A 13,729-nucleotide genomic window follows, 5' to 3' on the forward strand; every position below is an offset into this window, starting at 1 on the left:
ATAACGCTACAATAGGCTTTTTTCATCTATTTTACCGAAAGACAGCTCCCTGAATATAATCAAAGACAACCTTCTCATCATTTTGTAACACGACTGGTTGAATTCCCTTCGTATCAATGGCGATATTTGGATCCTTCAAACCGTTACCTGTTAATACCGCTACAATTTGGCTTCCTTTTGTAATTTCCCCGCTTTGCAATTGTTTATAAACACCTGCAAGAGAAGCACATGAAGCCGGTTCTGCAAAGATTCCTTCATACTTGGCTAGCCATTCATACGCTTCAAGAATTTCACGATCTGTTACTTCGTCAATTTTACCTCGAGATTGTTCTGCAGTTAGGGCGGCTTGCTCCCAACTTGCGGGATTTCCAATTCGAATTGCTGTTGCGATTGTTTCTGGCTCTTCAATTTTATGTCCGTGCACAATCGCCGCTGCTCCTTCAGCCTCAAAGCCGCGCATCTCTGGTAAACCCGTACCAAGTCTTTCGTGATACTCTTTGAAACCTTTCCAATACGCTGTAATATTGCCTGCATTACCAACTGGAATTGCTAAAATATCCGGCGCCTTCCCAAGCGCATCACAAATCTCAAATGCAGCTGTTTTTTGCCCTTCAATTCGGTATGGATTAACAGAATTTACAAGTGTAATTGGTGATGATTCGCTAAGCTTACGTACAATTTGCAAAGCATGATCGAAATTCCCATCAATACTTATAATCTCAGCACCATACATGACAGCTTGCGCTAATTTACCGTATGCAATCTTCCCATTTGGAATAATAACGATGCACAACAGTCCTGCCCTAGCTGCATAAGCTGCTGCAGATGCAGACGTATTACCTGTAGATGCACAGATAATCGATCCGCTCCCTGCTTCTTTTGCTTTTGCTACCGCCATTACCATACCGCGATCCTTAAACGATCCGCTTGGATTTGCCCCCTCTATTTTCCCGTAAATTGTTACGCCCCACCGCTTTGAAAGGTTTTCTAGTAAAATAAGTGGTGTATTACCTTCATGCAATGTTAAGGGAGGTGTCTTTTCCGTAATAGGTAAAAACTCCTTATACTCAGCAAGCAAACCTTTCCACATTACCTAGCATCTCCTTCGATTCGATAGTTTGCTTTCACACAATCTATTTCTTCGTATGTCCCCAATGTATGTAAAATATATTCATAGTCTGCAAGTGATGCACGATGTGTTACGATAACAATCTCAGCTTTTCCTTTCTCCCCGAGTGGCATTTGAATAATTTTTTCAAAGCTAACACCGCGTTCAGAGAATAAAGATGTAATTTTTGCAAACACACCAATTTCATCTTTTACATGTAGGCGTAAAAACTTCTTCACAAAAATTTCATCTGGCTCTTTTAATACCTTTTCATACTGCGGAGAAACTGCACTATTCCCAGTTACACCAAGGCGCACATTTTGCATTACCGCAACTAAATCAGAAACAACCGCTGTCGCTGTCGGTAAACTTCCTGCACCAGGTCCATAAAACATTGTTTCTCCTACCGCTTCACCATATACATATACGGCGTTATATTCATTTTGAACAGCTGCAAGAGGGTGTGTATTCGGAAGTAATGTTGGCTCAACTGTTACCTCTAACTTTTCACCATCACGCTTCGCCAGTCCAATTAATTTAATTGTATATCCTAAGCTTTTACTATATGCGATATCTTCCTCAGTAATGGAAGTAATCCCTTTCACCTTCACATCTCCAAGCTCTACATTTGTAGAAAAACCTAGAGTAGCTAAAATCGTCATTTTCCTTGCTGCATCTAAACCTTCAACGTCTGATGTTGGATCTGCTTCCGCAAATCCAAGCTGCTGCGCTTCTTTTAACACGTCGTCATATGCTCTCCCCTCGTCAGACATTTTTGTCAGAATAAAGTTTGTTGTTCCGTTCACGATTCCCATCACTTTCGTAATAAGATCCGAAGAAAGTCCTTCTACAATGCTGCGCAGAATTGGAATCCCTCCAGCTACGCTCGCCTCGTAAAATAAGTCAGCTTGATTTTCCTTTGCCACCGTCAGTAATTCTGCTCCGTGCAATGCCATTAAATCTTTATTAGCAGTAACAACATGTTTACCATTTTTCAAAGCTTGTAAAATATATGCTTTCGCTTCCTCTATGCCACCCATCACTTCAATGACAACATCAATATCAGGATTATCTATAATTTCATTTGCATTTTTCGTTAATAAGGTAGAGGGTACTTGGACCTCTCTCTCTTTTTCAATATTTTGCACTAATACTTTTGTTACTTTCACTGGGCAACCAACTTGGTGCATAAGACGATCTTGATGATTCGTAATAATACGAACCACACCGCTGCCAACCGTTCCAAGGCCTAATAAGCCCACTTGAATTTCATTCATGATACTGTCCACCCCTCTAAAGAATTGTATTTAGATGCCATTATATAAGTTAAGATTCTGAAAAACAATATATTTTGAACATTCGGAAAAATACAAAGTAATCCGTGTAAAGAAAACGTTGCCACGTGTTATATAATGATCAGCTTACAAAATATAAGGGGTTTCTTGATACACATAATAATTTAACCAATTTGAAAATAATAAGTTTCCATGACTCCGCCATCTTATAAGTGGCTTTTCAGCTGGATTATTATGTTTAAAATAGTTTTTGGGAACCTTAATATCTAGCCCTCTTTGTTTATCGCGTTCATATTCTTGTTTTAACGTATCGCAGCTATATTCGCTATGACCAAGAACAAAAATATGCTTTCCATCTTGCCCCATAACAAGGTGGACACCTGCTTCTTCTGATGTTGCTAGTAATGTCAACTCTAGTACTTTTTCAATATCAGCTGCGCGTACTTCCGTATGGCGTGAATGTGGTGCAAAAAAGAGCTCATCGAATCCTTGTAACAATTTCACATGCTGCTCATGCACTTCATGCTCGAATACCCCAAACATCTTTTCTTCAAGCGAGTATTTCGGAATTCCATAGTGATAATACAGACCCGCTTGTGCTCCCCAACAAATATGCAATGTAGATGTTACATTCGTTTTTGAATAGTCCATTATGCGTCCAAGTTCTTCCCAATAATCTACATCTTCAAAAGGAAGTGTTTCAATTGGGGCCCCTGTAATAATGAGACCATCAAATTTGTCTCCCTCAATATCGCGAAATGTTTTATAAAAACTTGTTAAATGGTCTTGCGCTACATTACGGGATATATGAGACTCCATATGAAGCAAATGCACATCCAGTTGAAGTGGTGTATTACCGAGTAACCTGAGCAATTGCGCTTCTGTTTCTTGTTTTGTTGGCATTAAGTTCAAAATTGCAATTTTTAGAGCACGTATATCTTGTGTTTCAGCTCGCTCTTTTGTCATCACAAAAATATTTTCTTTTTGCAATATTTTACGGGCTGGTAACTCCTTATCAACAATGATCGGCATGCGCTTTGCCTCCAACTAATGCTTCCTCTAGGTCCGCAATAATATCAGAAACATCCTCGATACCGACTGATAAGCGAATTAAATCAGATGTAACACCTGCTAAACGTTGCTCTTCTTCATTTAACTGTCTGTGCGTTGTACTAGCGGGATGAATCACACATGTTCTTGCATCTGCAACGTGTGTCACAAGAGTTGCCAGCTTCACATTTGCAATGAACTCTTTCGCAGATTCTAGTCCTCCTTTAATACCAAATGTTAAAACACCACTTGCACCTTTTGCTAAGTACTTTTGCGCTAGCGGATAATTCCCATTACTTTCTAATCCCGGATAATTCACCCATTCAATACGATCATGGTTAGCAAGCCACTTCGCAACTGCAAGAGCATTTTCACTATGACGCTCCATTCGTAAATGTAATGTTTCTAAACCGATGTTGCTAATATACGCATTGAATGGGCTCATACAGTTTCCATAGTCTCTTAATAGTTGAACACGAGCTTTCACAATATATGCCGCCTGGCCAAAATTCTGCACATAACTTACGCCATGATAACTTGGATCTGGTTCGACAAGCTCAGGATATTTTCCATTTGTCCAATCAAAATTTCCTCCATCAATGACAATTCCACCTAATGAACTCGCATGACCATCAATATATTTCGTTGTAGAATGAACAACAATATTTGCGCCATGCTCAAACGCTTGGCATAAATATGGTGTCGCCAAAGTATTATCCACGATAAACGGTACTTCCAGTTCTTTTGCCGCGTTTGAAAACTCTTTAAAATTTAAAACATTCATCGCTGGATTTCCAAGGGACTCTGCATAAATCAGCTTTGTTTTTTCAGTTGCAAGTGCCACAATCTCATCAGCAGTTAAATTCGGATTAAAGAATGTTACATCAATACCAAGCTTACGCAAACTTACTCCAAACAGGTTAAAGGTTCCCCCATAAACGGTTGAAGAACAAAGCAAATGATCACCACTGCCACAAATATTTAAAACAGCAAGCATAATAGCCGCTTGACCAGAGGCTGTCGCAACAGCTCCGGCTCCGCCTTCTAACTCTGTTAACTTTTGTTCAAATGCTGCTAGTGTCGGATTCCCAATACGCGTATAAATATAGCCCTCTGCCTCTAAATTAAAGAGCGCTGCTAAATCATCGGACGTATCGTATTTATACGTCGTACTTTGATAAAGTGGTAAAACACGTGGTTCACCATTCTTCGGTGTATAACCACCTTGCACACAAATGGTTCCTTTTCCCCATGATTCTCCCATTCCTTATTCTCCTTTCTTTTATAGAAAATAAAAAAACTGCTTCTTTCCCGAACAAGAAAGAAGCAGTTTGAAAACACGCTCTAAAGTTTCTTTCTTATCTCTCAGGGTTATTACCTGCAGGATTTGGCACAATTCCGTTACACGGCTGTTGCCAAGGTTTCATAGGGCCTGTCCCTCCACCTTTTCTTGATAAGACTATGCAATTACCGTTGATTTTATAGCAATAATTTCCTAATGTCAATTATTTTTCTGAATATTTACAAAAGATTTTAATAACTGTTTATTATCAAAATTCGAATTTAAAGAAACAAGGGAAATATCCCCTTGTCCTCAAGGTAAGCTTAAATAAGCATTACAATGATGAATACGAAGAATAGTAGATACCCTAGAGGTTATGCTCTAATTACTCGAATCCCTTTTACAATATTCCAAATAAAAAAGTATAGACTAATTAGGCCGCAAATACATACCATAATCATTGCGCCAATAGCCATTGTTGTACCTGGTTGCTTAAAACCGACATCCATAATTCCCAATACTACAATTCCTATAAAAGTAGTAATTCCTGGAATAAGATGTGTCCATAGAGCTCGTTTCGCATGACCTTTTGTTTCATGATCTCCGAGAATCCAAACAATTGGCGGGAATAAGACAGTGGCAAAAAGAACACTCCAGTATGAAAAAGAAGATAAAACTTTATTTCCATTCATATGTATCACCTCATGAAATTGTGTTTGTTGTTATACCTTTATTATGTAGGGAAATCTATTCTTTTACTATCGCTAGACCTTACAACAACATGACAGTTTTGTAAAATTCTATAATGGTAATTTGGTAAGCCTACTGCTTGATATCATGCACGTGATATTCTAAAAAAATTAAGGGCCAAGGATTTTTTGAAAGAACCCTTGGCCATTTTCGTATTTATGAAATATTTGCTTATTTTGCGTGTAAAGCATCTACTGTAAGTGATATATAGATCATATACCATAACACAATCGTTAAAGTAAGAGGTCACAAGTCGTTCAATGGTATAACAATTTATAAAATGCTTATAAAGAACAACAAGCATGAACCATTAACATTTATGCTTTGTTGTTTTTAAACATAAGATTTTCTTTTATAATAGTCTGTTGAAACTTTCTCATAAAACGCTGCTTTTGTAGTATAAAAATATGGAATCAACCATAAGAAACCGATTCCTAAAGTAAGGATACTTAGTATAAACCAGCCAATAAAACTTAAACATATTAAGAAATAATCCATCTTATGTCCGTTCATCATACGACGACTTTCCGTAATAGCTTGGTTCATTGAAAATTCCGGATGATCATTTAAAATAAAAAATGTCATAGTGTAAGAGAAAATTTTAACAATCCCTGGAATGATAAATAGCAATGTCCATAAAGTAATATAGATATCCATTAGTAAATATATTAAAATTGATTTAATAAGCTTATTTAACCCTTTACACCATTTAAATAATTGCCCAATCCCAACTGTCTTGTCACGAACTGTATTTAAGGCAAGATAGTAAGCACCTAAAGTTAAGGGCCCAACCATTAGCATGACAATAATATCCATCATAAACGATCCTATTACTTTACTCCAGCTCCAAGACCATACGAAAGGGAATATAAAGAACAATGTAGTAACTCCTACTGCTAATCCCCATCTTTCATCAAGCTCATCAAGCGCTTGTTCTTTCAAATCACGAATCAAACAAGAAACCTCCTAAATCTAATGCGTATTTTAACTTATACTAGTATACAATTCTCGTAGGGATTACAATAGCATTTTAGACAATTTATATTTATTTCCGTACATGATATGAGCAGTATCATTTCGATGAAATCAAAAGCTTTAAACATCACTTGTATTTTGCTTCTTTAAAAGAAATAATACTAATGATGTTTATAATATATGTTGAATAAGTATTTCTTTAAAAAGATAATATGCATATTCAATTACTTACTCAATTATTTTCGTATCAAAATCCCTAACTTTTCATAATAACGTATAAATAGAGGAGGCATAAAAATTGACTATTAGGAGAAATATGCACTATTTACTCATCGTGTACGGTATATTTCTAGGTTCTATCGTTGGTGCCACAGTCTGGTTATTTTTAGTTGTCACCAATGCTGGAATTCATTTCGTTTGGGAATATTTACCCAAAGAATTTGCATTACCATCTTATTACACAATTTGTGTAACAATAATCGGTGGTTTTCTTATTGGACTATCACAAAAGTACTTTGGTACATACCCACGTTTAATGCCAGAGGTAATGGCTGAATATAAGAAAACAGGTAGGATTGAATACCGTTTTGTACATCAAGCTACATTAACAGCTATTATTGTTTTAGTATTTGGAGCAAGCTTAGGGCCCGAAGCAGCACTTGTCGGGATTATAGGCGGGCTTTGTACATGGGTTGGCGATCGCTTTCATTTTGCTGTAAAAGGAATGCAGGGACTAACAGAAATTGGAATCGGCGCTACTTTAAGTGTTATTTTTAATGCACCGTTATTCGGTTACTTAGCTCCAAGTGAAAATGAGAATGAACGACTTGCTGAAGTTTCCAAAGGGAAAAAAGCTATCGTATATGTCGCTACTACTTTGGCTGGTTTTTCTGTTTATTTATTGCTTAGTAAATTTGATAATCGAGGATCTTTTATTGTTAATTTTGGAGAAGGATCTTTTGCGCTTCATGAATGGGTTGCCTTTCTACCTCTTGCTTGTATAGGTGCTAGTATAGGCTATTTTTACTTCAAGGTAGAACATACATTGGAAAAAGTAGTACATCCTTTTCAAGAATATAAACTAACATTAGGGATTATAGGTGGCATTATTTTAGGGATTGCCGGAACTTTCCTCCCATATACTATGTTTTCAGGAGAACACCAATTAAAAGAATTAGTGAATGAGTGGACAGAATTATCATTTGGGGTGCTGTTTCTTTCAGGTGTTTTAAAATTATGTATAACGGCAGTTTGTTTAAATACAGGTTGGCGTGGAGGACACATTTTTCCGATTATATTTGCTGGAGCAAGTATTGGATATGCTATGGCCACTGTCATACCGCTAGATCCAATTGCTTCTGTAGCTATCGTGACGACAGCCATTTCAAGCTATGCATTACGAAAACCAATCGCTATTACAGTGCTATTACTTATGTTTTTCCCAATTAATTTATTATTACCGATGCTTGGAGCTGCAATGATTGGAAATTTATTTCCACTTCCTAACAATAGTGAGAATAAACAAGCGACTAGCGCAAATATCGAATAGTAAATTGAACTACCCCCACCTTCACTTCGTTTAGAGGAGGGGGTCTTCTCGGTTAAAATGATAAAATTTTCCTTAAAACCTCAAAAGAACTAACATTTTAAAATTTCATACAGCTCATCAAAAGTTTGAATTTCATAAGTCGGAACTATCCCGCTATCGTTTAACTTCTTTTCAGGATTAAACCAGCAAGTATCTAGCCCGGCTAGCTGCCCACCTTTAATATCTGCACTTAAAGAATCCCCGATAATTAATCCTTTCTCCACAGAAAAATTAGAAATTCGTGCAAAGACATACTCGAAGTATTCCTTCATTGGTTTTTGATAACCAGTGTCTTCTGAAACAAAAATGCCCTTAAAGAATGAATGTAATCCTGAATTATGCAAACGTTTATCTTGCGTTTTAGAAACACCATTTGTCACAATATATAAATCATATTGGGCTTGAATATTTTGTATGAATTCAAACACTCCATGAATAAGCTGATTTCCTTCTTCTAAATAACTACGATATTTTTTTTCAAATAAAAGGCCATCCACCTCTTGACCATACTTCTTAAATAAAATTGAAAATCGAGTATTCACTACCTCATCACGCTCTATTTTTCCTTCTTCAAAGGATTTCCACAGATTTTGGTTTGTTTTTTTGTAATGTGCTGCAATTTCATCAGTTAAAGGAATTTTTTGTTCCTCAAAAAGCAAATGTAACGCTGTTCTTTCCGCTGCTTTAAAATCTAATAACGTATCGTCTACATCAAATAGTAATGTTTGATATTTCTTCATGTTGCTTCTCTCCCTTTCTTCTATCAAAATACACTTTTTCTTTTGTCATCAAACAAATCGTATCACTCCTGCTTGTAAAAAGAATAGGAGATATCTCATACTAAATGCGAGGTGAAAAAATGAAAATCGAAAAAGATTCAGATAAGATTCCCAGTTATGTAAAATGCTTCAACTTTCAAACGTTCTTTTCGTTTGATATTTTGCCATATATAGAAGTTCATTCGTTTCAAAAAAAAGAAACCATTTGTAACGAAGGAGAGGAATTTCCCTACCTCTATTACTTAATTTCAGGAAAAGCAAAAATATATATGAGCCATCAGAACGGCAGGATTTCCTTAATTAATTTTATAAAAGCACCATCAATCATTGGAGAATTAGGATTAATTGGAGTAGAGACATTAACAAAAGGGATTGAGGCTATGGAAGCATGTATCTGTTTAGCTCTTCCCTTGAAAGATTGTCGCCATCTCTTATTACAAGACGCCCATTTCTTACAGCAATTGTGCAAATTCATTGGAGAAAAAACAATTACTCGAACTGAACAATATGCCAAAAGCTATAACTACCCTTTAGAAAATCGATTAGCGGCGTTCATTTTGTTAACAGAGCAAAGCAATTGTTACCTTGAAAAACATACAGAGGCCTCTGAATACTTAAACGTTAGCTATCGTCATCTCTTATACGTATTAAAGCAATTTTGTCAGCAAAATTGGTTAAAAAAAGAAGGAAGAATGTATTTGATACAAGACAGAAAGCAATTACAACAGTTAGCAGATGAACTCAAACGACAATAAAAAAGCAGTACCAATGCCATAAAGACATTGATACTGCTTATTGAGTAACGATTATTTTGTTCATTAGAATATGCTTGCTACTTTAACAGCTTTCTCAAGACCTTCTGCAATAATCTCTTCTGCTTTATCTGGGAATTGATTATGACCTTCAATGATAACAGTTTCCATATTTGTTACACCGAAGAAGCCCATCATGCTTGCTACATATTTAACAGCCATTTCTACTTCTGCTGCTGGTCCTTCAGAATATACACCACCGCGTGCGTTTAATAACGCAATTTTCTTATCTCCAATAAGACCTACTGGGCCTTCTGGTGTATATTTAAATGTTTTACCAGCGCGGTTTAAGTAATCGATATATGTGTGCAGTACAGCTGGAATTGTTAAGTTCCATAACGGGAAACCAAATACTACTTTATCAGCTGCAAGGAATTGATCTAAATATTTATCAGCAACAGCTACTGCTTTTGCTTCTTCTGCTGTTAAATCAAATCCTCTACTTGCTTTAAATGTGCCGTTAATCATATCTACTCCTACATATGGTAATTCTTCATTGTATAAATCAAGTTCTACCACTGTATCATTGGGATGTGCTTCTTTATAACTTACTAAAAACGCTTCATATAATTTCACACTAACTGCTTGGTCCGCTGGGCGGTTGTTAGCTTTTACAAATAAAACTGTTGTCATGCCTTTTTTCCTCCTATTACTTACTCTTACGTTGTTTATTATCTACTCACTAAAAAGGGACAATCCCTTGTAATTATTGTTGTTTACAAATACATTTTATCCTCTCATCCTAACAATTTCTTCCTCACATAGACGTATCTTTTCATAAAAAAAGTCCGCCTCCTAAAGACTAACTAAGTCCTACGACTTTTGTCTTATACGACCCCATTTTTCACTGCATATAAAGCTGCTTGTGTACGATCCGATAAATTTAATTTTCCTAAAATACTACTTACATGAGCTTTTACTGTTTTTTCTGTAATCACTAACACGGATGCAATTTCCTTATTACTCATCCCTTTTGCCAAGAGCTGCAACACTTCATTCTCCCTTGCCGTTAGTACATCTACATGAATATTTGATGACTCCTGTTTCTCTTCTTGCGGCAAAGTTTGAGAAAGAAGTGTACTTGCTATATCAGGGTGAAGCTGGATATTTCCTTTATATGCGCTACGAATTGCTTCCACAAGTTGATCAGGCTCGACATCTTTTAGAATATATCCGCTTGCCCCAGCTTTTAAAGCCGGCAAGACATGCGCTTGATCGGAAAAACTAGTTAATACGAGTACTTTCACATTTGGATATTCCTTTTTGATGCATGCGGTCGCTTCAATCCCATCCATCTCTGGCATATACAGGTCCATCAAAACTATATCTGGCTGTACTTCTTGAACCTTTACCAACGCTTCTTTCCCATTATTCGCCTCTCCAACCAATTCAAGATCCTCTTGTGTGCTTAAAAAAAATGCTAATCCTTTTAAAACAACTGTATGATCATCAACTAATAATACTTTTATCTTCACAAGTTTCCCTCATTTTCACATCGCATTATAATGGTACGATAACTTTTATACTTGTTCGCTTTTTCTCACTTACAATCGTAATCCATCCGCCAATTAACTCTGCGCGTTCACGCATTGTTGTCATACCGAGCGATTTCTTCTCTTTTATATCTTTTTCTATAAAACCGAGGCCATAATCAACTACCTCTAAGGACACTTCTTTCTCTGTTACTTTCAAATAAATTGTCGCCTCTGTTACCCTTGCATGTTTACTCACATTATTTAAAGCCTCTTGTCCAATTCGCCATAATGTTTCTTCCACTACACGCGGTAACTCACGCACACCTTTAACTTGCTCACGAATGTTCAGCCCTAAGTTCTCTCCATATTGCTTTAAAGCGAGTAGCAAACCTTTTTCTAACCCTGCTGGACGAAGTTGCCAAATAAGTGCTCGCATTTCTTTTAAGGCACCTTGTGCTAATTCCCTCATCTCATGAAGAGATTGATCTACCGTTTCATTTTGTCCCTTTAAAACAGCTTCGGCACCCTTCGTCATAAATGTTAATGAGAATAACTTTTGTGAAACTGAATCATGCAGATCCCTTGCCAAACGGTTTCGTTCTTCCATCCGAGCAAGTTCACGCCGCTGTTCATTTAACCGTAAATTCTCAATCATTAATGAAATATGATTCGTTAACGCTTGTACAATATCTACAGTGTTCTCATCAAACTCTCCATGCTTCGAACTCACGCATAAAACACCAAACACTTGATTTCGAATTTGTATTAGAGCAACAATGCTAGAGGCATTAGACTGTCTTTTCAACAAAACAGGCTGATTTTTTTCTATCGCTTCTTTTGCAATACTCCCTAACTCCATATCTCTTTCCGATACATATTTCTTATAGCAAGCTCGCATGGATATCTTTTTTTCTTCTTGTATAAAAAATGCAACTTGCTCCCATAGAAATACATCTCCCACTTGTTTTACAACTTCTTCTGGTAATGTATTTAACTTATGAATTTTTCTTAGTTCCTGAATAAAACGCTCTAGTTTCACATAATAATGAGCCCGTTTCTTTTCATTTTCATATAGTTTCGTTCGTTTTAAAGCTGTTCCAATTTGCAGGGCAACCGATTGTAATAGCATCAGTTCTTCTTCAGAAAAATGTGTTTTCCCTGGACTAGCGACATTTAAGACTCCAAACTCTTCTCCGCCAGCTTTTAATGGAACAGTTGCATGATGAAGAATTCCTTCTGTATCACCCCAATTATTTTCAACCGCATTGTTAATTCGTTTACATTCAATAATATTAACCGCTCGTTCTAATTTCCCCTCCACAAAACGGCGTAAACACCAGCATTCTCCTTCGCACATTGGCTTTTTATCTTGAAAGGTAAGCGCTGCTGGTAAATGATAATCAATTAATTTTGTATACCTACCATTTTCATCAGCAAGAAAAATCCATCCTGTTGTTAATCCTGTTACATGCAGCAATTTTTCTAATACCGCTTGTAGCACATGATATGTATCATTGGATGTATTTAATGTTTCTGCAATCTCTTTTAATATCGCTAATTCGCTTATACGGTTCTCCTGAAACATAAATTGTCTCCTACATACAATATTTTCTTTTCTCATTGTACTAAATTCAATATATTCTCAAACAAACAAGTAACTTTTTCACTTTGTACTTATTCATAAGATTGATATAATGGTTAAAAATGTAGTTTTCATTATATCACCTGAGGGGGCTTTCACAATGACATTAAACAAAGCACTTACAATCGCTGGTTCTGACACAAGCGGTGGCGCTGGTATACAAGCGGATTTAAAAACGTTTCAAGAACTTGGTGTATACGGAATGACGTCTCTTACAACAATCGTAACAATGGATCCACATAACGGCTGGGCACATAACGTATTCCCGATTCCTGCTTCTACACTCAAACCACAATTAGAAACAACAATTGAAGGTGTTGGTGTTGATGCTTTAAAAACGGGTATGCTTGGATCTGTTGAAATCATTGAAATGGTTGCTGAAACAATTGAAAAGCATGATCTACAAAATGTAGTAGTAGACCCAGTTATGGTTTGTAAAGGGGCAGATGAAGCATTGCATCCTGAAACAAATGACTGCTTACGCGATGTACTTGTTCCAAGAGCATTAGTTGTTACACCAAACCTATTTGAAGCATATCAACTAAGCGGTGTGAAAATTAATTCTCTTGAAGACATGAAAGAAGCTGCTAAAAAAATCCATGCTTTAGGTGCAAAATATGTACTAATTAAAGGCGGTAGCAAGCTAGGTACAGAAACTGCAATCGATGTATTGTACGATGGAGAAACATTTGATCTTTTAGAATCAGAGAAAATTGATACAACAAATACACACGGCGCAGGTTGTACATACTCTGCAGCAATTACAGCAGAACTTGCAAAAGGTAAATCTGTAAAAGAAGCGGTAAAAACTGCAAAAGAATTCATCACAGCAGCAATTCGTCACTCATTCAAGATTAACGAATATGTAGGACCAACACATCACGGTGCATATCGTAAATTTGCTGCTGGAAAAGAACTTGTATAAGGAATAAAGTGAAACTTTAATCAGTCCTCACCAATCGGACTTTTACGG

The 13,729-nt window shown here is 36.6% G+C and carries 13 protein-coding genes and 1 riboswitch; of the genes, 3 read left to right on the forward strand and 10 right to left on the reverse strand.

Features of this window, described 5'->3' with window-relative positions; translation table 11 throughout:
* Positions 1–31: 31 nt before the first annotated feature.
* The 6 genes from thrC to C568_RS0118650 form a co-directional block, all read right to left on the reverse strand.
* On the reverse strand, positions 32–1,090 hold the full coding sequence (thrC, locus tag C568_RS0118625) for a threonine synthase (protein ID WP_018782405.1): 1,059 nt from the start codon (positions 1,088–1,090) through the stop codon (positions 32–34).
* On the reverse strand, positions 1,090–2,385 hold the full coding sequence (locus C568_RS0118630; RefSeq protein ID WP_003202371.1) for a homoserine dehydrogenase: 1,296 nt from the start codon (positions 2,383–2,385) through the stop codon (positions 1,090–1,092). Before C568_RS0118630 ends, thrC begins: the two co-directional genes overlap by 1 nt.
* 144 nt (positions 2,386–2,529) lie before the next feature.
* A complete protein-coding gene (metA, locus tag C568_RS0118635; RefSeq protein WP_018782406.1) occupies positions 2,530–3,435 on the reverse strand; it encodes a homoserine O-acetyltransferase MetA in 906 nt (301 codons plus the stop codon).
* Entirely contained in the window at positions 3,419–4,717 is a 1,299-nt protein-coding gene (locus C568_RS0118640) for a bifunctional O-acetylhomoserine aminocarboxypropyltransferase/cysteine synthase (protein WP_018782407.1), read from the reverse strand. The genes metA and C568_RS0118640 overlap by 17 nt, the downstream gene beginning before the upstream one ends.
* A 91-nt stretch (positions 4,718–4,808) precedes the next feature.
* A riboswitch (SAM riboswitch) is annotated at positions 4,809–4,913 on the reverse strand.
* 196 nt (positions 4,914–5,109) lie between these two features.
* Positions 5,110–5,427 carry a DUF4870 domain-containing protein gene (locus tag C568_RS0118645; protein ID WP_018782408.1) on the reverse strand — a complete coding sequence of 106 codons (318 nt, stop codon included), beginning with the start codon at positions 5,425–5,427 and terminating at the stop codon, positions 5,110–5,112.
* 391 nt (positions 5,428–5,818) lie between these two features.
* A complete protein-coding gene (locus tag C568_RS0118650; RefSeq protein ID WP_018782409.1) occupies positions 5,819–6,439 on the reverse strand; it encodes a DUF975 family protein in 621 nt (206 codons plus the stop codon).
* A 337-nt stretch (positions 6,440–6,776) separates the two neighbouring features.
* Here C568_RS0118650 and C568_RS0118655 point away from each other — a divergent pair, with 337 nt between their 5' ends.
* Positions 6,777–8,009: a chloride channel protein gene (locus tag C568_RS0118655; protein ID WP_371388580.1), complete on the forward strand. Its 1,233-nt coding sequence runs from the start codon at positions 6,777–6,779 to the stop codon at positions 8,007–8,009.
* 89 nt (positions 8,010–8,098) lie between these two features.
* Here C568_RS0118655 and C568_RS0118660 read toward each other — a convergent pair whose 3' ends face one another.
* Positions 8,099–8,788, reverse strand: coding sequence for a YjjG family noncanonical pyrimidine nucleotidase (locus C568_RS0118660; protein WP_018782411.1), 690 nt, complete (start codon positions 8,786–8,788; stop codon positions 8,099–8,101).
* Between the two features lie 119 nt (positions 8,789–8,907).
* On the opposite strand from C568_RS0118660, the gene yeiL reads away from it, so the two are divergent.
* The gene (yeiL, locus tag C568_RS0118665) at positions 8,908–9,582 is read left to right on the forward strand and encodes a transcriptional regulator YeiL (RefSeq protein ID WP_029427499.1); all 675 of its coding nucleotides are present in this window, start codon (positions 8,908–8,910) and stop codon (positions 9,580–9,582) included.
* 63 nt (positions 9,583–9,645) lie between these two features.
* On the opposite strand, the gene C568_RS0118670 is transcribed toward yeiL, so the two are convergent.
* The 3 genes from C568_RS0118670 to C568_RS0118680 form a co-directional block, all read right to left on the reverse strand.
* Positions 9,646–10,272 (reverse strand): FMN-dependent NADH-azoreductase, encoded by a 627-nt coding sequence (locus C568_RS0118670; RefSeq protein ID WP_018782412.1) that lies wholly within the window; start codon positions 10,270–10,272, stop codon positions 9,646–9,648.
* Positions 10,273–10,466: 194 nt separating this feature from the next.
* Positions 10,467–11,114 (reverse strand): response regulator, encoded by a 648-nt coding sequence (locus C568_RS0118675; RefSeq protein ID WP_018782413.1) that lies wholly within the window; start codon positions 11,112–11,114, stop codon positions 10,467–10,469.
* A 25-nt stretch (positions 11,115–11,139) separates the two neighbouring features.
* On the reverse strand, positions 11,140–12,699 hold the full coding sequence (locus tag C568_RS0118680; protein ID WP_018782414.1) for a GAF domain-containing sensor histidine kinase: 1,560 nt from the start codon (positions 12,697–12,699) through the stop codon (positions 11,140–11,142).
* A 157-nt stretch (positions 12,700–12,856) separates the two neighbouring features.
* Here C568_RS0118680 and pdxK point away from each other — a divergent pair, with 157 nt between their 5' ends.
* Positions 12,857–13,681 (forward strand): pyridoxine/pyridoxal/pyridoxamine kinase, encoded by an 825-nt coding sequence (gene pdxK / locus C568_RS0118685; protein WP_003202349.1) that lies wholly within the window; start codon positions 12,857–12,859, stop codon positions 13,679–13,681.
* Positions 13,682–13,729: the final 48 nt, after the last annotated feature.

Source organism: Bacillus sp. 95MFCvi2.1, assembly GCF_000374965.1.
Classification (GTDB): Bacteria; Bacillota; Bacilli; order Bacillales; family Bacillaceae_G; genus Bacillus_A; species Bacillus_A pseudomycoides.